At 63.7% G+C, this 22,072-nt stretch carries 21 protein-coding genes and 1 tRNA gene; 17 read left to right on the top strand and 5 right to left on the bottom strand.

Translation table 11 applies throughout. From position 1 onward, the window contains the following. Window positions 1-118 precede the first annotated feature (118 nt). Together argJ and argC are read right to left on the bottom strand one after the other, a co-directional pair. Entirely contained in the window at window positions 119-1,372 is a 1,254-nt protein-coding gene (gene argJ / locus OVA24_RS00185; RefSeq protein ID WP_267672313.1) for a bifunctional glutamate N-acetyltransferase/amino-acid acetyltransferase ArgJ, read from the bottom strand. A 39-nt stretch (window positions 1,373-1,411) separates the two neighbouring features. Then, the gene (argC, locus tag OVA24_RS00190; RefSeq protein ID WP_267672315.1) at window positions 1,412-2,455 is read right to left on the bottom strand and encodes an N-acetyl-gamma-glutamyl-phosphate reductase; all 1,044 of its coding nucleotides are present in this window, start codon (window positions 2,453-2,455) and stop codon (window positions 1,412-1,414) included. A 76-nt stretch (window positions 2,456-2,531) separates the two neighbouring features. On the opposite strand from argC, the gene OVA24_RS00195 reads away from it, so the two are divergent. From OVA24_RS00195 to OVA24_RS00230, 8 genes are all read left to right on the top strand, one after another. Then, window positions 2,532-2,608 (top strand) — tRNA-Pro (locus tag OVA24_RS00195). Between the two features lie 258 nt (window positions 2,609-2,866). Next, window positions 2,867-4,120, top strand: coding sequence for a GNAT family N-acetyltransferase (locus tag OVA24_RS00200; protein ID WP_267672317.1), 1,254 nt, complete (start codon window positions 2,867-2,869; stop codon window positions 4,118-4,120). Between the two features lie 210 nt (window positions 4,121-4,330). Next, on the top strand, window positions 4,331-4,852 hold the full coding sequence (locus OVA24_RS00205) for a GbsR/MarR family transcriptional regulator (RefSeq protein WP_267672319.1): 522 nt from the start codon (window positions 4,331-4,333) through the stop codon (window positions 4,850-4,852). Between the two features lie 56 nt (window positions 4,853-4,908). Then, on the top strand, window positions 4,909-5,295 hold the full coding sequence (locus OVA24_RS00210; RefSeq protein ID WP_267672320.1) for a hypothetical protein: 387 nt from the start codon (window positions 4,909-4,911) through the stop codon (window positions 5,293-5,295). 22 nt (window positions 5,296-5,317) lie between these two features. After that, complete coding sequence (locus OVA24_RS00215) at window positions 5,318-5,707, top strand: hypothetical protein (protein WP_267672321.1); 390 nt, start codon at window positions 5,318-5,320, stop codon at window positions 5,705-5,707. Next, window positions 5,682-6,158, top strand: a complete 477-nt coding sequence (locus OVA24_RS00220; protein WP_267672323.1) for a DCC1-like thiol-disulfide oxidoreductase family protein — start codon at window positions 5,682-5,684, stop codon at window positions 6,156-6,158. Before OVA24_RS00215 ends, OVA24_RS00220 begins: the two co-directional genes overlap by 26 nt. Further along, on the top strand, window positions 6,155-7,165 hold the full coding sequence (locus tag OVA24_RS00225; RefSeq protein ID WP_267672325.1) for a TIGR01777 family oxidoreductase: 1,011 nt from the start codon (window positions 6,155-6,157) through the stop codon (window positions 7,163-7,165). The genes OVA24_RS00220 and OVA24_RS00225 overlap by 4 nt, the downstream gene beginning before the upstream one ends. Window positions 7,166-7,377: 212 nt before the next feature. Further along, a complete protein-coding gene (locus OVA24_RS00230; RefSeq protein ID WP_267672327.1) occupies window positions 7,378-8,046 on the top strand; it encodes a 3D domain-containing protein in 669 nt (222 codons plus the stop codon). 87 nt (window positions 8,047-8,133) lie between these two features. Here OVA24_RS00230 and OVA24_RS00235 read toward each other — a convergent pair whose 3' ends face one another. After that, entirely contained in the window at window positions 8,134-8,631 is a 498-nt protein-coding gene (locus OVA24_RS00235) for a Fur family transcriptional regulator (RefSeq protein WP_267672329.1), read from the bottom strand. Window positions 8,632-8,739: 108 nt separating this feature from the next. Here OVA24_RS00235 and rsgA point away from each other — a divergent pair, with 108 nt between their 5' ends. Genes rsgA through ribD form a run of 3 tightly spaced genes read left to right on the top strand, consistent with a single transcriptional unit; the run spans window position 8,740 to window position 13,225 of the window. Further along, entirely contained in the window at window positions 8,740-9,843 is a 1,104-nt protein-coding gene (gene rsgA, locus OVA24_RS00240; RefSeq protein WP_267672331.1) for a ribosome small subunit-dependent GTPase A, read from the top strand. A gap of 5 nt (window positions 9,844-9,848) precedes the next feature. After that, complete coding sequence (locus OVA24_RS00245; RefSeq protein WP_267672333.1) at window positions 9,849-12,197, top strand: mechanosensitive ion channel domain-containing protein; 2,349 nt, start codon at window positions 9,849-9,851, stop codon at window positions 12,195-12,197. After that, the gene (ribD, locus tag OVA24_RS00250) at window positions 12,194-13,225 is read left to right on the top strand and encodes a bifunctional diaminohydroxyphosphoribosylaminopyrimidine deaminase/5-amino-6-(5-phosphoribosylamino)uracil reductase RibD (RefSeq protein WP_267672335.1); all 1,032 of its coding nucleotides are present in this window, start codon (window positions 12,194-12,196) and stop codon (window positions 13,223-13,225) included. Before OVA24_RS00245 ends, ribD begins: the two co-directional genes overlap by 4 nt. Window positions 13,226-13,228: 3 nt before the next feature. Here ribD and OVA24_RS00255 read toward each other — a convergent pair whose 3' ends face one another. Beyond that, window positions 13,229-13,606, bottom strand: a complete 378-nt coding sequence (locus OVA24_RS00255) for a hypothetical protein (protein WP_267672337.1) — start codon at window positions 13,604-13,606, stop codon at window positions 13,229-13,231. 77 nt (window positions 13,607-13,683) lie between these two features. After that, on the bottom strand, window positions 13,684-14,946 hold the full coding sequence (locus tag OVA24_RS00260) for a Glu/Leu/Phe/Val family dehydrogenase (RefSeq protein ID WP_267672339.1): 1,263 nt from the start codon (window positions 14,944-14,946) through the stop codon (window positions 13,684-13,686). Window positions 14,947-15,100: 154 nt separating this feature from the next. Between OVA24_RS00260 and OVA24_RS00265 the strand changes: the two genes are divergently transcribed. The 6 genes from OVA24_RS00265 to OVA24_RS00290 are packed head-to-tail and all read left to right on the top strand — an operon-like array spanning window position 15,101 to window position 22,029. Beyond that, entirely contained in the window at window positions 15,101-16,222 is a 1,122-nt protein-coding gene (locus OVA24_RS00265; protein WP_267672341.1) for a glycosyltransferase family 4 protein, read from the top strand. After that, window positions 16,219-17,013 carry a glycosyltransferase family 2 protein gene (locus tag OVA24_RS00270; RefSeq protein ID WP_267672343.1) on the top strand — a complete coding sequence of 265 codons (795 nt, stop codon included), beginning with the start codon at window positions 16,219-16,221 and terminating at the stop codon, window positions 17,011-17,013. Before OVA24_RS00265 ends, OVA24_RS00270 begins: the two co-directional genes overlap by 4 nt. A 13-nt stretch (window positions 17,014-17,026) precedes the next feature. Then, entirely contained in the window at window positions 17,027-18,112 is a 1,086-nt protein-coding gene (locus OVA24_RS00275) for a glycosyltransferase family 4 protein (RefSeq protein ID WP_267672344.1), read from the top strand. 57 nt (window positions 18,113-18,169) lie between these two features. Next, window positions 18,170-20,257 carry a glycosyltransferase gene (locus OVA24_RS00280; RefSeq protein WP_267672346.1) on the top strand — a complete coding sequence of 696 codons (2,088 nt, stop codon included), beginning with the start codon at window positions 18,170-18,172 and terminating at the stop codon, window positions 20,255-20,257. Window positions 20,258-20,259: 2 nt separating this feature from the next. Then, the gene (gene queA, locus OVA24_RS00285) at window positions 20,260-21,243 is read left to right on the top strand and encodes a tRNA preQ1(34) S-adenosylmethionine ribosyltransferase-isomerase QueA (RefSeq protein ID WP_345783431.1); all 984 of its coding nucleotides are present in this window, start codon (window positions 20,260-20,262) and stop codon (window positions 21,241-21,243) included. A 27-nt stretch (window positions 21,244-21,270) separates the two neighbouring features. Beyond that, a complete protein-coding gene (locus OVA24_RS00290; RefSeq protein ID WP_267672349.1) occupies window positions 21,271-22,029 on the top strand; it encodes an exodeoxyribonuclease III in 759 nt (252 codons plus the stop codon). Window positions 22,030-22,072 lie beyond the last annotated feature (43 nt).

The following is a 22,072-nucleotide window of genomic DNA, read 5'->3' on the forward strand; positions in this document are numbered from 1 at the left end:
ATGCAGCGCCTGCCGCCAAGGCATAGCTCTTTCGGAAAGATGATCTCATAGAGGGTTTTCGGGAGCGACATTACACCCGGTCAGTGACTTTACAAAAGCATTACTTTTGCATTGCAAATCACACTAATCCGTCCTTCCGCGCCTGCTTCCAGTAGGCGTACTCGGACCGGTTGAAATCGATGTATTCCGGAGACAAGTCACTGGAATACATGACGTACTCGGCATCACCCTGGTTCAACGAAATGACGATCTCGAACTCCTTCTCGGCCACTGCGGCCCGCAGTTCCTCCATGGGAGTGGACGCCTGGAGGCCACCCACGCAGGCCAATTTCCCGCCGATGCTGATGTCGATGAGCTCCTCGCGGATCCGCGCGCGGGAATAGCCCACCGCGTGCAGGATGCGTCCCCAGTTCGGGTCACCGCCGTTCCAAGAGGATTTCACCAGCGCGGACTTGCAGACGGCTTCCGCCACCTTCTTCGCATCCAGGTAAGTGCGCGCACCCTGAACCTTCACGGTGACGAACTTGGTCACACGCTCCCCATCCCGCACCACGGCCTTCGCCAGTTCCAGCATCACCCACTTCAGGGCCGCGCGGAACTGCTTGCAGCGGGCGTCATTCCGGCGGAAGGCCGGCGCACCGGAGGCACCGTTCGCCAGCACGATGACCGTGTCATTCGTACTCATGTCACCGTCAATGGTGATGCGGTTGAAACTCTCCTCCACACATTCCAGCACCGCCTTGCGCAGCTCCTCGCTCTTCACGTTGGCATCCGTGGTGATGAAGCACAGCATGGTCGCCATGCTCGGGGAAATCATGCCGGCGCCCTTCACGCAGCCGCCGATCCGCACGCGGTGTTCCCCCAGGTCGAAGGAAATGGCCACCTCCTTCGCGTGGGTGTCACTGGTGATGATGGCCGCAGCCACATCCGCACCGTTCTTCGCGCCCAGCCCCTTGATCAGCGCGTCATATTTCGGCTCCACGCGCACCATTGGCATCGGCAGGCCGATCACACCGGTGGAGGCCACGCCGACTTCGGCACGCTTCAGCCCCAGCGGCTTCGCCACCGCGTCGCACATCGCGTTGGCATCGGTGATGCCCTGCACGCCGGTGCAGGCGTTCGCGTTGCCGGAATTGGCGATGATCGCACGCAGTTCACCCTTCCGCAGGTGGGACTGGGATACCTTCACCGGCGCGGCTTTCACGCGGTTGGTGGTGAAGGTGCCCGCGGAGGTGCATGGCTTCTCGGAATAAACCAGCGCCAGATCCAGACGGTCAGCCGCCGGGTTCTTGATGCCACAGCTCACCGCGCTGGTGAGAAAGCCCTGGGCCGCGCCGACGCCGCCCTTGATGCGGGAAAATGGGAAATCCATGACAGAGGGAATGGGAAAGGGGACAGATCGAGACAGATCCTAGAAATTTTGCAATCCGGCAGTCTCCTCCAGGCCGAACATGAGGTTGAAGCTCTGCACCGCCTGGCCGCCCGCGCCCTTGCCCAGGTTGTCCTCCGCGCTCAGCAGCAGCACCCGGCCCGTCCGTGGATCGTGGTTCCAGCCGATGTCCACGTAGTTCGTCCGCGTGACATTCTTCGTGTCCGGGCAGCCGCCCTTCCCGAGCAGGCGCACGAACGGCTTGCCCGCGTAGGCTTTTTCCAAGGCCGCGCCGACCACCTCCGGTGACACGCCTTCCTTGAGCTTCGCCGTCGTGGTCGTGGCGATCCCCGCCGTCACCGGGATAAGGTGCGGGATGAAGGAAATGACCACCTTTTCGCCTGCGGCGATGGAAAGCTCCTGCTCGATCTCCGACAGGTGCCGGTGCTTCGGCACGCCGTAGGCGCGGACGCTTTCGTTGCACTCCACGAACAGCAGGGTGAGGTCCGCCTTCTTTCCGGCGCCGCTCACGCCGCTCATGGAGTTCGCCACGATGGTGGTGTGATCGACCAGCCCTTCCCGCAACAGCGGCAGCAGCGGCAGGATGATGCTCGTAGGGTAGCAACCGGGAGAAGCGACCAGCTTCGCCGCGGAAATCCGGTCCGCCCTAACCTCCGGCAGGCCGTACACCGCCTGCTCCAGCAGGTCCGGAGCGGGGTGTTCATGGTCGTAGAACTCCTGATAGACCGCCGCATCACTGAGGCGGAAATCCGCGCTCAGGTCGATCACCCGCACATTCCGCTCCAGCAACGCGCGGGCGATCTCCGCCGCCACCCCGTGGGGCAGCGCCAGGAAAGCGACCTCCGCACCCGTCGCGGCGATTTCATCCGCATCCGGTGCCATGAACGCCAGATCCGCCCCCGGAGCGCCCCGGAACCGCGGAAACACCGCGCCAATCGGCTTTCCAGCCTCCGCCCTTGATGTGGCCGCCACCAACTCGACAGCCGGATGGCCCAGCAGCAGACGCAGCAATTCCATGCCCGTATAACCACTCGCCCCCACGATCGCCGTCTTGATGCGTTTCATGCCTTCCGCCATCGCATGATTTTCCGGGCTTGCCAACCCGCAATTCGCCTGCTTCCTTGCCGGTCCGTTCACGTGACGGGCTATGGCGCAGTCTGGTAGCGCGCTTGCCTGGGGGGCAAGAGGCCGTGGGTTCGAATCCCGCTAGCCCGACCATCACACCCAAGTGAAGGTCACTCACCGAACATCCCCGCCCATGTGTGGCACCCCATCCGCCAGAGTCGGGCTAGTGGGATGAGAACCCTGCGCAGCGCAGCGGAGCCGGTTCGAAAGCCTTCGGATGCTCGCAGCATCCTCAGAAAAACACCGGCGTCAGCCGCACCCCGCTTGGCCGGAGCGAAGCGCAGGCAATCCCGCTGGCCCGGCGTTTTCGGTTTCAGTGCAAGCCGAAGACCGCCATATCCTTTGCTTACCGTGCAGCAAATCCCACAGGAAACGATCGAGAAGGTGCTGGCCTCGACCGACATCGTCCGACTGATCGGTGCCCACCTCCAGTTGGAGCGAATGGGCGCGGCATTCAAAGCGAAGTGCCCGTTCCACCATGAGAAAACACCTTCGTTCACCGTCAGTCCGACGCGGCAGACCTTCCACTGCTTCGGCTGCGGTAAGCACGGCAACGCCATCGGTTTCATCATGGAATACGAAAGCCTCTCTTTCCCAGACGCCGTCAGAAAGCTGGCGGCGGGAGCGAACCTATCCATGATGGAGGTCTCCGATTTCCCCACCCATCCGGAAACCATGCCCACCCCCTTTCACATCCGCCCGCTGCGCCCTGACGAATGGGATGAAGTCGCTGCGCTCATCCACCATTCCACCAATTCCTGGTACCGGATAAACCTGAACCGGGAGATCTTCGGGCCGGATCCCCTCGCGTGCCGGGTGTTCCCGGAAATCTACGAGGCGCTCGACCCGGGCTGCTGCCTGGTGGCGGAGGATGCCACCGGGAAGCTCGTCGGCTCCTGCTTCTACCACCCGCGGGAGACGCACTGGTCGCTGGGTATCATGAACGCCATCCCGGAATCCCGCGGCGCGGCGAATGCCCTCCTCAGGGAAATCACCCGGCTCGCGGATGACGCGGGCCTTCCGCTGCGCCTGGTTTCCAGCGCGTGCAATCTCGATTCCTTTTCCCTCTACTCGAAGGCGGGCTTCGTGCCGGTCCGGATCTATCAGGACATGATCCTCAGCGTGCCGGAGACCGGGATGGACCCGGCTTCCGCACCCGCGCTCATCTCCTCCGTCCGCCCTGCCACGATGGATGACCTCCCTGCCATCGTCGCCCTCGAGGAGGAGATCTCCGGCATCCGCCGGGAAAAGGACCACCGCTTCTTCATCGAAAACGGGCAGGGTGTCTGGACCACTCTGGTGATTGATGGCGCGGACGGACTGGATGGTTTTCTCACCTCCATCGCCCACCCCGGTTCGCGGATGCTCGGTCCCGGCGTCTCACGGGACACGGCGACGGCACTCGCCCTGCTCTGGTCGCAGCTCGACCGGACGCACCGGGGATCCACCCCGGTATGGCTGGCCCCGGCGGATGCCACGGAGCTGGTCCATACATGCTACGGCTGGGGCGCGAAAAACTGTGAGCTGCACCTCGCGCAGACACGCGGCGGCAGCCAGCGGCACTCCGGTTTCATCTTTCCCACCTTCATGCCGGAGACGGCGTGAGATCCCGCCTTTCGGGGCAGACCAGGCCAGAGGAATTCTGATACCACTGATTTCACTGATTTCAGAAATGCGGATATGATCTCAGGGACGACACTTGCGGAGAATTCCATGCCTTCTGAATCAGTAAATCAGTCAAATCAGTGGTCATCCTCCTCCATTCTGAAATTCCGACTTGCACAATCCGATATTTTCAGTAATTTCTGAAAACAGATGAACGACGAGCTGGTCAAACTGAAGAAAGCCCGCGACGAATTCGTCGCCCAGTGGGGCGCGCTCGGTACCCAGTGGGGCATCAACCGGACCATGGCGCAGATCCATGCGCTGCTCATCACCGCCCCGGACCCCCTCTCGACCGACGAGGTGATGGAGGATCTCCAGATCAGCCGTGGCAATGCCCACACCAACCTGAAGGAACTGGTGGCCTGGGGACTGATCCGCACCGTCCTGCGCAAGGGCGAACGGCGCGAATTCTTCGAAGCGGAAAAGGATGTCTGGCAGATGTTCATCATCATCGCCCGCGAGCGGAAGCGCCGGGAGATCGAGCCGGCGGTGAACATCCTCCACAAGTGCGCCGAGGAAAGCCGCGGCATCAAGACCCCGGAGGGAAAGGCCTTTCATGACCAGATGCGGCAGTTGGAGGAGTTCGTCGGCTTCGCGTCCAAGATGGCGGACCGCGTGTCCTCCATGAAGCACGGCTTCGCCATCCAGATGGCGACCAAGCTCCTCGGCTAAAAAAATTTGCCCATAACTTTCATTATTTCCTGAAACAACCAAAATTACCGAATATCATGAACCCCACCGTCCTCACCTACGCGCTCTACCTGGCCATCGCCCTGCCGCTCACCGTCTGGGTGGCGAGGAACCTCTTCCACAATGGCCGGGTCTTCCTGGTCGATTGCTTCCATGGCAACGAACCCCTCGCGGACAGCGTGAACCGCCTGCTGGTGGTCGGCTTCTACCTGATCAACTTCGGCTTCGTGACGCTCTACCTGAAGCTGGCGGAGGAAGTGGTCGCCGCCCGCGGGATCTTCGAGGCACTGAGCGCGAAGCTGGGCGTGGTGCTGCTGGTGCTGGGCGGCATGCACTTCTTCAACCTGCTGGTCTTCACCCGCATGAGGAAGCGCGCCGCATGGGACCAGGCACCGCCTCCGTTCCCCGCTGGAGGGAAGCTCTGATCCCATCTGACCCCACACCTTCATGAATGCCCTGAAAGCCTGGCTGAAGAGTCTGCCCCTCGCCTTGGGAGTTCCGGCGCTGTGCTGGTTGTTTTTCATCCTCTCGATGGGAAAGCCCGGCATTCATGTCCCCTACATCCTCGGCTTGGTCGTCGGCATCCATCTCATCACCTACCTCATCACCGGCCTCCCGATCTTTCTGATCTATCACAGGCGTCCCGGCGAAATGATCTGGCACCCTGCGGTCGCCCTGACAACGGGGACCATCCTCGGAGGTTTCGGCTTCATTTTGATCTTCAGGACCATCGGGACCGAAGGCCTTCTCATCGGAGCCGGCCACGGATTCATCACCGCCATCGCCGCATGGCTGCAACGCCCCCGACACCATGAAAACACTCACCATCTTCCATGATCCGCAATGCGGGTTGTGCGCCGCCTTCAAGGAATGGCTGAACCGCCAGCCGAAGTATGTGGAGGCCCGCTTCATCCCCTACAACGCGCCCGCCGCCGTGCGGCTCTTTCCCGGCTTGTGGGACATGGGAGCGGGAAAGGATGTGGTCGTGCTCGCGGATGACGGGAGCTGGTGGCAGGGCGAGACGGCCTGGCTGACCTGCCTGTGGATCACCCGGGAGTACCGCCCGTGGAGCTACCGCTTCAAAAGCCCCCTGCTCCGGCCGTTGGTGAAGCGGGCGATCCACCTGCTGGCGGAAAACCGCCTGACCATTTCGCGGCTGCTGCACCTGCGCCATGACGAACAGCTCGCGCAGGCCATCCGCACGCAGCCGCAGCCCCGGTGCCAGACCGGCACCTGCCAGATCGACAGTCCTTTCAAGTTCCACACCCCACCACCCCCACTGCCATGACAACGAACAGCATCGTGATCTTCGGAGCCAACGGCTTCCTCGGCCGCTACCTGTGCCGCCATTTCACCCTCCTGGGCAGGGAGGTGGTGGCCATCGCCCGCAGCCGTGACGGCTGGAGCGGCGACGGCATGTTCCTGGAGTGGGACGGAAAGCATGACGGCCCGTGGACGCTCGCCCTGGAGGGGGCGGAGGCGGTCATCAATCTGGCGGGTGCCAGCGTGAACTGCCGCTACACACCGGAGAACCGGGAGAAGATCCTTCGCTCGAGGGAAGACAGCACGCGGGCGATCGGCCGCGCCATCGCCGGGTGCAAGGTGCCTCCGAAGGTATGGCTCAATGCCAGCACCGCCACCTGGTACCGCCACGCGGAGGACAGGCCGCAGGACGACTGGCTGGGGGAACACGGCACGGGATTCTCGTGCGATGTCGCCCGCACCTGGGAGGAGGCATTTTTCGGCGCGCTGGTCCCCGCCGCCACGCGCAAGCTGGCACTGCGGATCGGCATGGTGCTTGCGAACGAAGAAGGCACCGTCCACCAGGTCCTCAGCCGCCTGGCCGCTCTCGGCCTCGGTGGGACCATGGGCAACGGCCGCCAGCGGATCAGTTGGATCCACATGGATGACTTCCTGCGCGCCGTGGACTTCGCCATCGCGGATCCTTTTCTGCACGGCACCGTCAATGTGACCGCCCCGGAGTTTCCGGAAAACCGGGAGTGGATGCGGATCTTCCGCCGGGAGGCGGGCATGCCCTTCGGCCTGCCCGCAGCGAAGTGGATGCTGGAGATCGGCGCATGGTTCATGAGGACCGAAACGGAGCTGGTATTGAAAAGCCGCTGGGCGGAACCTGTGCGGCTGCGCGACGCGGGCTTCCGCTGGAGGTGGCGGACCGCCGCGGCAGCCATCCATGACCTGCGGGGAAGGAAGGGTCTGGAGGGTTTTTTCACGGCCAGCGGCAGGCGGAGCATCGGTGCCAAGGGGTGGCTGCCCTCGCCGCACCGGGGGGCCTGACCGGGGTCCGCAATCCCCTGTGGATGGGTCCGGGGCGAAATTTCCCCGAAAAAAGTCCGGAGGCTAAGTCGCTGGTTTTTAAAAATATACCCGCCGATTTACTTAAGGCATTCTAACAGTTGGACTTAATGGGTTGCCGCGGCACGCAATGGGCTTTAGAAGATGCACGGACAAAAATCCCATCATCAGCCGCAGCCTCCAACCAACACTGCATGATCCCAAAGCTTCTTTCCCTTTCCCTCATCGCTTTCACCGCAGTTCTCTTCTCGAGCTGCTCTTCCGGCCCGAACGTCCTGTCGAAATCCGACATCCGCTCCGGTGCTTCTTCCTCCTCCAAGGTCTTCAGCTTCGGCAAGTCCGACAGCTTCCCGGTCTCCGCTCCGTCCGCAGGGGTGGTTTCTGCAGCCGCCGCCAAGCCGAAAGACCGCCACAAGATGCCGGTCTACGCCTTCAGCGAACGCAGCCGCCTGGTCCGCACCACGGCCTACACCTGCAGCGAGGACGACCACATCGTCTACGGCAGCAAGAATGCCACCGGCACCCAGCTCCGTTACACCGACCGCGTCCGCAGCGCCGCCGCCGACTGGTCTTTCTACCCGGTGGGCACCGTATTCCGGATCACCGGCCTTCCGTATCTCTACGTCATCGATGACTACGGCTCCGCCCTCACCGGCACCGGCACCATCGACATCTACAAGCCTTCGAAGGATGTCATGAACCAATGGGGCCGCCGCAATGTGGAAGTCACCATCGTCCAGTGGGGATCCTTCACCCGTTCCGCGGAAATCCTCGCCCAGCGCACCAAATACAGCCACTGCAGCCAGATGCTCGCGAACATCGTCCGCCAGCGTCCGAACCTCAGTGCCGTCGCCAAGCGCTGATCGGCCTCCCGATCATCCCGTTTTCCGATCATACGAAAAGCCCGGCCCGCAAGCCGGGCTTTTTCGTGCCCGCGCCTCCGGTGGAGGTCAGCGTTTTTTCCGCAGCCGCTTTCCGGAAAGGCGGCTGGCGATCAGGTTCGGGCAACGGCCTTTCAACCGCAGTTGCTCACAGTTCGCCTCGATCTTGATCGACTGGCGCAGCGGCTTGAATCCCAGCCGGCGGGTCACGCAGTCATTGAGCAGATCCAGGTTCATGTCCTCGAACTCCACCACGCGGCCGCAGTCGATGCAGACGAGGTGGTTGTGCGACGGCTTGTCGAGGAAGTTGGGGTCGTAGGTCGTCTGGTTGTCGCCCAGGTCGATCTGCTGCAGGAGATTCGCCTCCACCAAGAGGCCCAGCGTCCGGTAGACGGTGGCGCGTGAGGTGTCGGAGTCCGCCTTGCGCACACGCTCGAACAGTTCCTCCGCCGTGAAGTGCTCGTCCTTGGAGAACACCGCGCGGACGATGGCGTCGCGCTGGTTGGTCCTCCGCAGGCCTTTCCGGCGGATGAAGTCATCGAGTCGTGCTTGGACGGAACTATCCATAGGCGCGACAATAAGGGATGCTTATTGAGACTGGAAAGTGTGATTTTCATCTTTGTTTCCAATCCGGGAATCGACAGGAGCTTTATCCCGGCTAGCCTGTCCCGACGGATGACCCTGCGTGACCTCGGTTGGAATGATGAACTGAAGGCGGCCTTCGCCCCCTACCGGGCGAAAGGCTGGGTGCCCGCACGCCTGATCCGGGAGACCCCCATCAACTATGGGGCCTTCCTCGAGGACGGCGATGAGATCGATGTGATCCTCTGCGGCCGCCTCTGGCATGAAGCGCAGTGCGACGCCGACCTGCCCGCCGTGGGTGACTGGGTGGCGGTGGAACCCGGCAACGAGAACCAGGACCATGTGATCCGCGCGATGCTGCCCCGCCGGACCTGCTTTTCCCGGAAGATGCCCGGCAACAGTTCCGAGGCGCAGGTCATCGGCGCGAACGTGGACATCGTCGCGGTGGTGACGGACGCCGGCCCGGACTTCAACCTGCGGCGGATGGAGCGGTATTTCTCGCTCATCGGCAAAAGCGGCGCGAAGGCGCTGGTGCTGGTGAACAAGTCCGACCTTTTCACCAAGGAGGAGAACAAGCGGGCCGCGGAGGAGATCTCCGCGCTGTGGGATGAGGCGGACGTTCACATCACCAGCGCCATCAAAGGGGAGGGCCTGAAGGTTCTCAAAAAGTATCTCAAGAAGGGCGTGACGATGTGCGTCGTCGGCTCGTCCGGCGTCGGGAAATCGACCCTGGTCAACCAACTCTATGGCGAAGAGTGGCAGTGGACCGGCGAGGTCAACGAGACCACCGGCAAGGGCCGCCACACCACCACCTCCCGCGAGTTGGTGCCGTTGGATTCCGGCGGCATGCTCATCGACAACCCGGGCATGCGGGAGATCCAGATGTGGACCGACGAGCAGACGCTGCGCGAAAGCTTCGCGGATGTGGATGCCCTCACGCACGACTGCAAATTCGCCGACTGCTCCCACCGCAAGGACACCGGCTGTGCCATCCGTGCCGCCGTGGACAAGGGTGAGCTGGATGCCGGGCGCTACGAGAGCTTCCTGAACCTCGAAACCGAGATCGCCGCACTCCGGAAGCGTGCGAAGAAACGCCAGATGGCCGTGGAACGATGGGCGAAGCGCAACAACCGGGTGAAGGCCCGCAACCTGGCCGACCGCATCCAACTGGAGAAAGACGAACGCGGCGACATCTGACATCCATGCTGCTCCGAACTGCCTGCCTTCTCTTTCTTTTGCTTGTGGCGCCCGGCGTGGCGCAGATCCCGGGTATTCCCACCAAGAGCGGCGGCACCGCCGCAGCCCCCAAGGAAGAAACCCCCGAACAGATCCGGGACAGGCTGGCGGAGTGGCAGAAGGAAGCCAGGGCGTCCCTGGCCCGCCTTGAGGATCCCGCCGCGGAGGCCCAGCTTCCCAAAGGCATCCCCGCATCCGCACTGGCGGACCGCAGGCGGGACCTGGACCAGATGGTGCGGACCATCGCGCGGACCACCGGCCTGTTGGAGCAGATCCCGGAAGCCAAGGCCACGCTCAAGGAGGCGGAGGCGGCGCGGTTGGCGTGGACCGGCTTCCCCGAAGCTCCACCCTACTCAATCCTCAAGCTGGATGATCTGGTGAACCAGCGGGAGGCGGCGAAGGAAAAGGACCTCACTTTCAAGTCATCATCGTCCACCTTCATGCGCTCCCTGGATGGGCTGGAAGCGGAGACGAAGGCAGCGGAGGAGGAAATGCGGAAAGCCATCGCATTGACGGAAAAAGAACCGGCGGACGAAGCCGCGAAGTGGCGGCTGGATGCAGCCCGTGCGAAAGCCCGTTTCTTTTCCGTGCGCGCCTTGTTCATCCGCGCCAACCTGGATCTGCTCTCGGAACAAGCAACCGCTTCGACCTCACGGCTGGCGCTGCTGGACCGCCAGATCTCCGCCGTCCGCACGAACGTGGGATTCACGGATGAAGATCTCGAAACCGTCCGCAAGGCATCCGACGAACGGCGTGCCGGCATCCGCAAGGAGATCACCGAACTCAGCACCCGCATCCGGGATGCTTCCACCGCGAAGAACAGGACGAAGGCCGCCTTCGACCAGCTCAACACCGAAAGCGCTCAGGCAAATCCCACCCCGGAGCTGGGTGTCGCCTCCGCAAGGCTCTCCGCCGCAGAGACACGGCTGAACACCCTCCAATACATCTCTGAAAATCTGGAGTCCTTCGATGCGCTGGAAGCCGCCATCCCTTCCGCCTACGAAAACCGCCGGGTTCTGCTGCAGTCAAAGGACCGCACCGAACGGGAGGCCGCCCGGGAGGCACTGGGTTCATTCCTGACGCGGCTCAAAGCGTGGGAAACGGTGAGCGGGAACGAGATTTCCGCGCTGAATGCGGACCTCTCCGCCCAGGACTCGAATGCCTCCGCCATCCCTCCGGATGACCCCCGGCAGCCTGCTCTGGCGGACCAGCGCAAGGTACTCTGGGAGAAACAGGCGTTCCTGCAGCGTGTGGCACAGACCGTCATCACCCACCGCAAGAATGTCAGCAGATGGATCGAGGGATTCGAAGACGGGCAGAAGGCCGGAGGCGTGCTGGAGAACCTTTCGGATTCCGGGACTTCCCTGTGGACCCTGGCGAAGCGGCTCTGGTCGTTCGAGGTGATGAAGTTCGAGAACGTCCGCGATGTGGCCGGTGTTCCGATCAAGGAAACACAAGCCGTATCACTGGGCGTGATCCTCAGCGCACTGGCGTTCTTCGTCGTCGCATACATGATTTCCTCCAGGATCAGCCGGCGGGTGCAGCGGGTCATCGTCGGACGCGGCCACATCGCCGAAGCCCAGGCGAACACGCTTCGGAACTGGATGATGATCGTGGTCGGAGTGGTGTTGGCCCTCACCACGCTCCATTTCCTGCGGATCCCGCTCACGGTGTTCGCGTTCTTCGGTGGTGCCCTCGCCATCGGCCTCGGTTTCGGCACGCAGACCCTGATCAAGAATTTCATCAGCGGCATCATCGTGCTGTTCGAGCGGAAGATCCGGGTCGGGGATATCGTCGATATCGGCGGTCTTGCCGGTTCGATCTCGGAGATCAATACCAGATCATCCGTACTGCGGGGACCGGACGGTCGGGAAACGCTGGTCCCGAACTCGGTCTTCCTGGAGAACTCGGTGACCAATCTCACCCTCTCAAACCGCTCCAGCCGACGGGCCGTGATGATCGGAGTCGCCTATGGAAGTCCTGTTTCCCAGGTGATCACGATTCTCACGGAGTGCGCGGAAAGACACGGCCTGATCCTCAAGGACCCGGCTCCGATGGTCATCCTCCAGGACTTCGCGGACAATGCGATCTTGTTCAGACTGTATTTCTGGACGGCCTTCGACGGTAAAACCAATCCGGAGCAGGTGGAGAGCGATGTCCGCATCATGGTCCAGAAGCGCTTCGAGGAGAGCGACATCGACTTTCCGTTCCCGCAGAGGGATCTTCACCTGAAGTCGGACGTCCCACTGCACGTCAATGTGGTCCGTTCTCCCGGCGAACAACCTCCTCCGCCAAAGAAAGCCCCGCTCCCATGAAGTCCGACGCGGAATGGATGGAGCTAGCTCTGGCGGAAGCCCGAAAGGGCATCGGCCGGACGGCTCCGAATCCACCCGTCGGCTCCGTGATCGTGAAGGACGATGTGTTGCTCGGCAGTGGTTACCACCATGCGGCGGGCCGACCGCACGCGGAGCGCGAGGCGCTGGCGGATGTTTTCATACGCCATGGCAATGCCGGAGCACGCGGTGCCACGGCCTACGTGACGCTGGAGCCTTGCTCGACCCATGGCCGCACCCCGCCCTGCACGGACGGCCTCATCGAAGCCGGCATCTCCCGCGTGGTCTATGCCACCGTGGACCGCAACCCGTCCCATGCCGGACGCGCGGACAGCATCCTGCGGGACGCGGGAATCGAAATCGCCTCCGGCATCTTGAAGGAAAAGGCGGACAGGATCCTGCTGCCGTTTTTCAAGGTGAAGGAAACCGGCCTGCCCTGGATCATCTGGAAGACCGCGATGAGCCTGGACGGCCGCATCACCCGCCCTCCGGGTGAAGGTCAGTGGCTCACTGGTCCGGACGCCCGGCTGGATGTCCAGAAACTCCGCTCCACCGTGGACGCCATCCTCACCACCGGGGAAACCGTCCGCCGCGACCACCCCGCACTCACCATCCGTGTTCCGGAACTGCTGGAAGGCCGGACCCAGCCATGGCGCGTGATCTTCACCGACCACCCATCTTCCCTGCCCGTGGATGCCCCGCTGCTGTCCGATGAATGGCGGCACCGCACCCTCATCCGCCCCCGTTCCGGCATCGCGGAATCCCTGCGTGCCCTGGTGCGTGACCAAGGCGTGCTGAGCGTGATGATCGAGGCCGGCGGCGTGTTTTCCGCCGCGATGATCGGAGAGGGCCTCATCGACGAGGCCGTCATCTACTACGCGCCGATGCTCTGCGGTGGCCCGTCACCCGGGCTGGCAGGAGCGGGATTGGAACCGTCCCTCAAAATGAAAGATGTCTCCTTCCGGCAACTCGGAGGAGACATCAGGATATCGGGATTGGTGGACCGCTGAGGATCAGCGGAAGATGCCGCCGATCACCCGGCGCACATGATCGCGGCGCGCGTCATGGAAATCACGGGGCGAAGGTCCGCGGCCGTGGTATCCCCGGTCATCGCAGCGGTCGCGGCCGTAACCGGTACGGTAGCCACCGTAGCCACCGCGGCTGTGGTGGTAGCTGACGGGAAGGATCCGGGTGCCCCAGACGGCGTGGCCGTAGCGGTCGATGTGGACCACGTAGCGCTCGGTGTAGATCGGCGTGCCACAGGAGGCACGGCCGCTGATGTAGACACTGCTGCCGTGGTAGGATTCACGGCAATGCTCGCGGGCTTCGGACTTGGAAGCGGAACCCGCGATCATGGCGATGGCGGCGATGGCGGAGGCGATGGTTTTCATGAGTTGGTATCTCGGTTACGGAATCTCTGACGGAGCGCCCGCACGGATATTCACCAACTCCGGAAATTATTTTCATCTCACGGAAAAAGACCACGCGCCGCCTTCGCGTCCGCCACCGTCTTGATGGCGATGGCCTGCGCGGCCATGCGGTGGGAGATGCCGTTCCGCCGGGCAAATCCGGTCACTTTCTCGAAGCTGGCATGCAGCAGGGTCTCCAGCTTCGTGATCACCTCGCGCTCCGTCCACTGGAACCGCTGGAGGTTCTGGACCCACTCGAAGTAGGACACGGTCACGCCGCCCGCGTTGCACAGGATGTCCGGGATCACGAAGATGTCATTCCTCGCGTCGATGACGCGGTCCGCGTCCGGGGTCGTCGGGCCGTTGGCGCCTTCCGCGAGGATGCGGCACTTCAGCCTGGCCGCATTCTCCCCGGTGATCACGCGGTCGAGCGCGCACGGCGCCAGCACATCGCACGGCTGCTCCAGCATCTCCGCCCCACCGATGGCATCCGCCCCTGCAAATCCGGACAACGTACGATGTTCATCGTAGTGAGCGCGGAGAGCTTTCACATCGATGCCCCCCGGATTCCAGATCCCGCCGTTCACGTCGGAGATACCGAGGATCTTCACCCCGTAGGAGGCGAGCGTGAAAACCGCGTGCGAACCGACGTTGCCGAACCCCTGGACGACCGCCGTCGCACCCTCCACCGCCATGCCCAGCTTGTTGAGCGCGCCGGAAGCGAGGAAGGCCACACCATGGCCCGTCGCCTGCGTGCGTCCCGCCGATCCCTGGAGGGTCAGCGGCTTTCCGGTCACGATCGAGGGAACCAGGTGGCCGACGTGGGTGGAATAGGTGTCCGTCATCCAGCCCATGGTCTTCTCATTCGTCCCCATGTCCGGAGCCATCACATCCACCTCCGGGCCGATGAACGGGATCATCTCCATGGTGTAGCGCCGCGTGAGCCGCTCCAGCTCCCCCTCCGACATGGTCCGAGGATCACAGGTGATGCCGCCCTTTCCGCCGCCATACGGCAGATCCATCAGCGCGCACTTCCAGTTCATCCACATGGCCAGCGCGGCGACCTCCCCGAGATCGACCGCCGGATGGTAGCGCAGTCCGCCCTTCACCGGGCCGCGGGTCAGGTGGTGCTGCACCCGGTGGCCGAAGAACATCTCCGTCCGTCCATCATCCCGTTTGATCGGCACGGTCACGGTGATGAGGCGTTTCGGCCACTTGCAGCGTTCCCGGATGTCATCGGTCAGGTTCAGGAAATCGGCCACCTGGTCGAACTGCTCCGCCGCCATGGCGAACACCGGATTCTTGAGAAGATCTTCCCTCATGAAGTGAATAAAGCGCGGTTCCCTGCTGTTGGCACGCGCGGAAATCCCTCCCCTCCCTTTTCCTTCCACGGCATCCGGCGGACGGCGTGTGAAGAAACCGGCACCAGCCGCCGCTCCACGGCCGCACGGATCCGCTCCACCTTCCCGCCAGACCGTGAGAAGTTGCTCCGCACCCCCGAAGCTGTTGATCTACCGCCGCGGCTGGTCCGCCACCGGCGGCGCGGAGAGGTATCTCCGGAGATTCGCCGATGGACTGGAGTCGGAGAACATCGGGGTCGTTATCCTCGCTGACCAGACCTGGCCCGCGGAAGCATGGAATGGCCACCCCATCGAAAGGATCGATGGAGCACCGGACCCCTCCGGCTGCCTGGATGGCATCCGCTCCCGTCATCCCGGGGCGGTGTTGTTCTCCATGGAGAGGATTCCGGGGGCGGATGTCTTCCGGGCGGGTGACGGCGTCCACGCCGCATGGCTGGAACGGCTCGACCGGGAGGAAGGAACCGTCCGCGGCATCTTCCGCAGAAGCCGTCCGTTGCACCGTGGAATCCTCGCGCGGGAGGCCGCCATGTTCGGCGGCCCTGGCCTGAAGATCGTGGCGAACAGCGGCATGGTTGCGGACGAACTGGTCCGTTACCATCACATCCGCCGGGAACAGATCGCCGTGATTCCCAACGGCTACGACGCTCCTGACATCCCTGCCGGAGAACGGGCGGTCCGCCGTTCGGCGAAGCGGGCCGGGCTGGGAATCCCTGAGGATGATGTCGTCTTTCTCTTCGTCGGTTCCGGCTGGAAAAGGAAAGGCGCCCAGACCGCCATCGACGCCTTCCTGTCATTGGCGAAGCCCGGCTGCCATCTGGTCATCGCGGGCAAGGGACGGGCACGCCGCACCGCGCAACCTGGAATCCATCTGACCGGCCCCGTCCCGGACCCCACCGATCTCTATCTGGCCGCCGATGTTTTCGTACTGCCCACCCTTTACGATCCGTTTTCCAACGCCTGTCTGGAGGCCGCTGCCTTCGGCCTTCCGGTGCTGACGACCGATGCGAACGGCTTCGCGGAGGTACTCAGGGATCACGATGGCTCCGGTGAGGTCATCCCAGTCCCGCGGACGACCCATGCTTGGGCGGAGGCCATGGAACGCTGGACCGAACCTGGGATCAGGGAGGCGGCCCGTGCCCCGCTGTCCCGCATCCGCGGGCATCACACCGTTTCCCGGAACGTCACCGCGACCATCGAATTCATCCGAACCGCAATCCCCGAACCCGCCACGCCATGATCCAAAACCGGAACCCGCTGCCCATCTCCGTGTGCATGATGTGCCTCAACGAAGGCCACCGCATGGAATCCGCCCTCCAGCAAATCGGTGAATTCGCCGAATGGATCGTCCTCGATACCGGCAGCAGCGACGACACCGTCGCCAGGGCCGGACAGCTCGGAGCGACCGTACGCACCACCCGTTGGGCGGGATACTCCGAAACCCGTAGGGAGCATTTCCAGATGGCCAGCCAGCCGTGGATCCTGTGGATCGACGCGGACGAAATCGTGACACCCGAAATCGTGGACGAACTGCGCGGCCTCTTTGCCAACGGCGCACCGGACCACGCGGGATACAGGATCAGCCGCGTGATGTATTTCGAGAGCCGGTGGATCCGGTTCGGCGACTGGTATCCGGACCGGGTGACCCGTTTGTTCCGGGCGGACTCCTGGTCGATCGAGAAAAAGGAAGTCCATGAGTCGGTCCGGATCGACGGGACGACCGGAAGATTGGATTCCGAGCTGCCGCATTTCTCTTACGAAGGCTGGAAGGACCGGACCCTCAGGATCGCCCGCTATGCGCAGCTCTGGGCGGCGCAGGAGAGTTCGGCAGGCCGGGGATGCACGCTGGCGTCCGCCGCCGCACGCTCCTGCTGGAGGTTTTTCCGCAACTACATCCTGAAAGGAGGGGTGATGGGTGGAGTGCTCGGCGCCAGGATCGCCGGTTCCTGCGCGAAGGAAGTCTGGCTGAAATACGCCGCACTCGCCCCCGGCCGACGTGCCGTCGGCACCCACCTGCAGCGAGAGGCGTGAAGGATCTCCGTAGATGGACACCATCATCCATACCGAAGCCTCGCATGGCTGGGGCGGGCAGGAAATGCGGATCCTCACGGAGTGCCGGTGGTTCCGGGCCCAGGGCTTCCGGTGCCTGTTGCTGGCAAAAGGTGACTCGCCTCTGGCGGAGCATTTCCGGAGGGAAGGCTTCGACGTCTTGCCGGTTCCCTTCAAACGGGGCTCCCAACTCCGGGATTTCATGGCCTGCCTCCGGATCTTCCGGAAGCTGAAACCGGCCCTCGTGGCCACCCACTCGAACATCGACAGCCGGGTTGCCCTGGCTGCCGCCACCGCAGCCGGCGTGAAACGAAGGGTGCGCTACCGGCACGTGAGCATCCCCGTCCGGACATCCCCTTGGAACCAGGTGATCTACCGTCGCTTTGCCACGGGGGTGGTGACCACCTCCAGATCGATCTCCGACGAGCTTTACCGCGGCTTCAAACTCCGGAAAGACGCCATCCGCTCCGTCCCTACCGGGGTGGTATCCTCGCCGAAGGACCACAACGCACACGATGAGATCCGTTCCCGTCTCGGCCTGCCACGGAATGCGCGGATCATCTGCCAGGTTTCCATCCTCAGAAGTTGGAAAGGGCACGTCCATCTGCTGGATGCCTTCGGCCTGGCCGCCGCCGGGCGCCCGGATCTCCACCTCGTCATTGTCGGGGATGGCAACATGGGGACGGAACTCCGGAAAAAGGCAGGGGCCATGGAAGTCTCCCGCCGGATCCATTTCACCGGACATGTGGAGGATCCCTATCCATGGTTCCAGGCGGCGGACATCATGACCCTGGCCAGCACCGGTGGCGAAGGGGTTCCACAGTCCGCCCTGCAGGCATTCGCCTGTGGGAAGCCATTCGTCGGGACCACGGTGGGAGGCATTCCCGACATCGTCCGCCATGAAGTGAACGGCCTGCTTGTCCCTCCCGCCGATCCACAGGCCATGGCGGACGCGTTCGCCCGTTTGCTGGATGACGACCGGTTTGCGGCAACCCTCGGGATGGAAGCGGAACGCACGTTTGATGCCTGCGGTTCCGTTGATCACATGGGGGAGTCCCTGCGGAGATTCCTCAATCTATGATGCCGCGTTTTTTCTGTTCCGGAACACGCCCTGAGCCATCTAGCCTGCGGGGTGCCCATGCCCCACGCCAGCGAACCCCTGCGTACTGACGGAAAGTTTTTCCGTGAGGGAACGGAGCGTGTTCCCTTGCTGGCGGTGACCTACGGTCCCTTTCCGGAAAATCACGCTGCCTCCGCCGACGCGGATTTCGCCCGCATCGCGGCGGCCGGGTTCAATGCCGTGCGGACCTACACCCTGCCGGGAACGGAGCTGCTGGACGCCGCCCACCGTCATGGGCTGCGGGTCTTCGCCGGGTTGGAGTGGGGCTATCCGGCGGATTTCAGGAAGCGTCCGGCTCTCGTGACCCAGGCATTGGTGAAGCTGGCGAATTTCCTCCAGGAACACGGGGACCATGCCGCCATGGCCGGTGTCTATGTAGCCAACGAGATCCGCGCCGACCTGGTGCGCTGGATGGGACCGGACTTTGTCCGTGGAGTGCTGGAGCAACTGATCACCGAAGGCAGGCGGGCGGCGCCCCACCTGCTTTTCGCCTACGCGAACTATCCCAGCACGGAGTACCTGGAACCTGCAAACGCGGACTTCACCGCCTTCAACATCTACCTGGAAAAGGAGGACGACTACCGTGCCTACCTCAAGCGTCTCCACCACATCGCAGGCGACCGTCCGCTGGTGATCTCCGAGTTCGGCCTGGATACCCACCGCAACAGCCGGGAAACGCAGGCGGAGGTCCTGCGCTGGGGGGCCGCCATCTCCCGCGAGGAAGAGGCCGCCGGTTTCACCGTCTATGCCTGGAGCGACCTCTGGGCCACCGGTGGTGAGGAGATCCTGGACTGGGACTTCGGCATGACCGACCGCCGCGGCGAGCCTAAAGAGGCGCTGCTCCGGTGGGATGCCTCCCTTTTCACAAGGACGGAGTTCCCTTCATCCCCTTTCGTCTCGGTCATCATCTGCACGCGGAATGGCATCAAGCGCATCGAGGCCTGCCTGGAGGCTGCCTCACGCATGGCCGGCGGAGGATTTGAAACCATCGTCGTGGATGATGGCTCGGAGGATGGGACGGCGGACCTGGTCGCCACACGGTTCCCCGGCGTCCGTCTGCTGAGGCTGGAAGCTGGCGGACTGAGTGCCGCGAGGAATGCCGGTGCCGCCGCGGCCCGCGGAGAAGTGCTTGCCTTCACCGATGACGACTGCGAGCCGGACATCGAGTGGGTGGCGCGGCTGAGGAGGGTCTTCCATGACGGGAAATATGCCGCCGCAGGCGGGCCGAACCTCCCGCCACCGCCCAGGGACTGGCGTGAGGCGGTGGTCTGCGCCGCCCCCGGAGCGCCCAGTCATGTGATGCTCACGGATGATGAGGCGGAACACCTTCCCGGCTGCAACATCGCGGTCACGAAGGAAGCGTTCAAGGCGGTGGGTGGATTCGACCCTCAGTTCCGCACCGCCGGGGATGACGTCGATTTCTGCTGGCGTCTGCGGGAGGCGGGCTACCGGCTCGGCTTCGCTGCGGGCGCGTTCGTCTGGCACTGGCGGCGGCCGTCGTTCAGCGCGTTCTTCCGCCAGCAGCAGGGCTACGCCAGGGCGGAGCGCCTGCTCATCGCGAAACATCCCGGCCGCTTCTCGAAACGCGGCGGTGCCCGTTGGGAGGGCTTCGTCTATGGCGGGGGACCAGTGCGGGCCACGCGTGACTCCATCATCTACCACGGACCAATGGGCACCGCGGGCTACCAGCGCGTGATGAACCGCATGCTGCCGCTGCGCGGACTGGACGAACGCCACGACACGGTGGTGACCCGCCTGGCCCTGGACCTGATCACGTTCATCCAGCCACGGCTCCGCGCCTGGGGCAGGACCCACAGCATCGTCCTGCGGAGCGGGGCGGCGGAACAGCACCGTGCCGAGGACCCGACCGACGAGTTCGGCATCCAGCCGAAGGAAGGACAGGACCGGGAGTTTTTCCTCAAGTTCCTGATGGACCGCCGCTGGAAGCCCGGGGGTGACACGGACGAATGGGATGTCGAGAAGAACGGCACCCGCGTCCTGCTCGCCACGGAATACCGCAACCACAAGCCCGTCATCCTCTTCCGCATCTGGGGACCGGCGGAGCAACTGATGCTCTACATGGGCGTGAACCGGAAACGCCGATGAGCCTGCTGACGAAAGATTTTTCCTACCACCTGCCGGACGAACTGATCGCCTCCAAGCCGCTGGCAGAGCGCTCCGCCTCCCGTATGATGGTGATTCACCGGGAAACCGGCGTCATCGAGCACCGCATGTTCACGGACTTCCCGGAGTATCTCCGCGCGGAAGACCTGCTGGTCCTCAATGACACGAAGGTCATCCCCGCCCGCGTGTTCTCCGACGACGGGAAGATCGAGATGCTCTGCCTGGACCGGCTTTCCCCGACCGAGTGGCGCTGCCTGGTCCGCCCCGGGAAGAAAATGCGCGAGGGCAGGACCGTCACCACCGGAGGAACTACTGGAACCGTAGTGGAAGTTTTCGAAAACGGCGACCGGTTGATCCGCTGGGACACCCCGGTGGACCTGGACAAGCACGGCCACCTGGCCCTGCCCCACTACATGAACCGGGAGGACGATCTGTCCGACCGGGAACGCTACCAGACCGTCTTCGCCCGCGAGGAAGGGGCCATCGCCGCCCCCACCGCCGGCCTGCATTTCACCCCGGAACTGCTGGCGGAGATACAGCACGCGTTCCTCACCCTTCACGTCGGCGTGGGCACCTTCCGGCCGGTGAGCGTGGAGAACCTTTCCGAACACGTGATGCACTCGGAACGCTACGCCGTCACCCGGGACACCGCCGCCAGGGTGAACGCCGCCTCCCGCGTCATCGCCGTCGGCACCACCGTCACCCGGGTGCTGGAGTCCCTGCGCACGGACGACGGCCGGAGGATCGCGGAGGATGACCAGCGCGGGGAGACGGACATTTTCATCCACCCGCCCTACCGGTTCGGCGTCATCGGCGGCCTGCTGACGAACTTCCACCTTCCGGAAAGCACGTTGATCATGCTGGTGAGCGCCTTCGCCGGGCGGGAGCTGGTGCTGGACGCCTACCGTCAGGCGGTGGAGCGTCGCTACCGTTTTTACAGCTACGGGGACTGCATGCTGTTGATTTGAGCGGCGTGGTGTGGAAACTCCCGGGAGATGAAATTGATCTCCTGGAATGTGAACGGCATCCGCGCCACGCTGGGCAAGGGCTTCGGCGACTTCGTCACCGCCTCGAAACCGGACATCCTCTGCCTTCAGGAAACCAAGGCCCGCCCGGAGCAGGTGCCGCTGCCACCGGAACTGGACGGCTACCATGGCTTCTGGGATGTGGCGCAGAAGCCGGGCTACTCCGGCGTGGCCGTCTTCACCCGGGAGCAACCGCTCGACGTCCGCATGGGCTTGGGCATGGATGAACATGACAAGGAAGGCCGCGTGCTGACACTGGAGTATCCGGACTTCCATCTGGTGAACGTCTATACGCCCAACTCCCAGGACGGCCTGCGCCGCCTGCCCTACCGCCTGACCTGGGACCTCGCCTTCCGCCGCCATGTCTCCGGACTTGCGAAGACGAAGCCGGTGATCTTCTGCGGCGACCTCAACGTCGCCCACCAGGAGATCGACATCGCCCGGCCGAAGGAGAACCGCCTTTCCGCGGGCTTCTCCGACGAGGAACGCGCCAGCTTCGGCGAACTGCTCGGCGCGGGCTTCACCGATACCTTCCGCCACTTTTACCCGGACAAGCGGGGGGCCTATTCCTGGTGGTCGTTCCGTGGCGGCGCGCGCTCGCGGAACGTCGGCTGGAGGATCGACTACTTCGGCGTCTCCCAGCCCTTCATGGACCGGGTGAAGGACGCGGTCATCATGCCGGAGGTGACCGGCTCCGACCATTGCCCGGTCGGGATCACCCTTGCCTGAGGCCGCCAGATCCGGCAATTTTGCAAAAACACCGGGAATCCCA

Source organism: Luteolibacter sp. SL250 (assembly GCF_026625605.1).
GTDB lineage: Bacteria > Verrucomicrobiota > Verrucomicrobiia > Verrucomicrobiales > Akkermansiaceae > Luteolibacter.

Coding starts and splice junctions, on each gene's coding strand:
- ribD (WP_267672335.1), top strand. CDS start 12,194: ATGAAGTCCGACGCGGAATGGATGGAGCTAGCTCTGGCGGAAGCCCGA.
- OVA24_RS00220 (WP_267672323.1), top strand. CDS start 5,682: ATGAAAACACTCACCATCTTCCATGATCCGCAATGCGGGTTGTGCGCC.
- argJ (WP_267672313.1), bottom strand. CDS start 1,372: ATGGATTTCCCATTTTCCCGCATCAAGGGCGGCGTCGGCGCGGCCCAG.
- rsgA (WP_267672331.1), top strand. CDS start 8,740: ATGACCCTGCGTGACCTCGGTTGGAATGATGAACTGAAGGCGGCCTTC.
- OVA24_RS00290 (WP_267672349.1), top strand. CDS start 21,271: ATGAAATTGATCTCCTGGAATGTGAACGGCATCCGCGCCACGCTGGGC.
- OVA24_RS00270 (WP_267672343.1), top strand. CDS start 16,219: ATGATCCAAAACCGGAACCCGCTGCCCATCTCCGTGTGCATGATGTGC.
- OVA24_RS00280 (WP_267672346.1), top strand. CDS start 18,170: ATGCCCCACGCCAGCGAACCCCTGCGTACTGACGGAAAGTTTTTCCGT.
- OVA24_RS00275 (WP_267672344.1), top strand. CDS start 17,027: ATGGACACCATCATCCATACCGAAGCCTCGCATGGCTGGGGCGGGCAG.
- OVA24_RS00255 (WP_267672337.1), bottom strand. CDS start 13,606: ATGAAAACCATCGCCTCCGCCATCGCCGCCATCGCCATGATCGCGGGT.
- OVA24_RS00245 (WP_267672333.1), top strand. CDS start 9,849: ATGCTGCTCCGAACTGCCTGCCTTCTCTTTCTTTTGCTTGTGGCGCCC.
- OVA24_RS00210 (WP_267672320.1), top strand. CDS start 4,909: ATGAACCCCACCGTCCTCACCTACGCGCTCTACCTGGCCATCGCCCTG.
- OVA24_RS00205 (WP_267672319.1), top strand. CDS start 4,331: ATGAACGACGAGCTGGTCAAACTGAAGAAAGCCCGCGACGAATTCGTC.
- argC (WP_267672315.1), bottom strand. CDS start 2,455: ATGAAACGCATCAAGACGGCGATCGTGGGGGCGAGTGGTTATACGGGC.
- OVA24_RS00230 (WP_267672327.1), top strand. CDS start 7,378: ATGATCCCAAAGCTTCTTTCCCTTTCCCTCATCGCTTTCACCGCAGTT.
- OVA24_RS00215 (WP_267672321.1), top strand. CDS start 5,318: ATGAATGCCCTGAAAGCCTGGCTGAAGAGTCTGCCCCTCGCCTTGGGA.
- OVA24_RS00225 (WP_267672325.1), top strand. CDS start 6,155: ATGACAACGAACAGCATCGTGATCTTCGGAGCCAACGGCTTCCTCGGC.
- OVA24_RS00235 (WP_267672329.1), bottom strand. CDS start 8,631: ATGGATAGTTCCGTCCAAGCACGACTCGATGACTTCATCCGCCGGAAA.
- OVA24_RS00260 (WP_267672339.1), bottom strand. CDS start 14,946: ATGAGGGAAGATCTTCTCAAGAATCCGGTGTTCGCCATGGCGGCGGAG.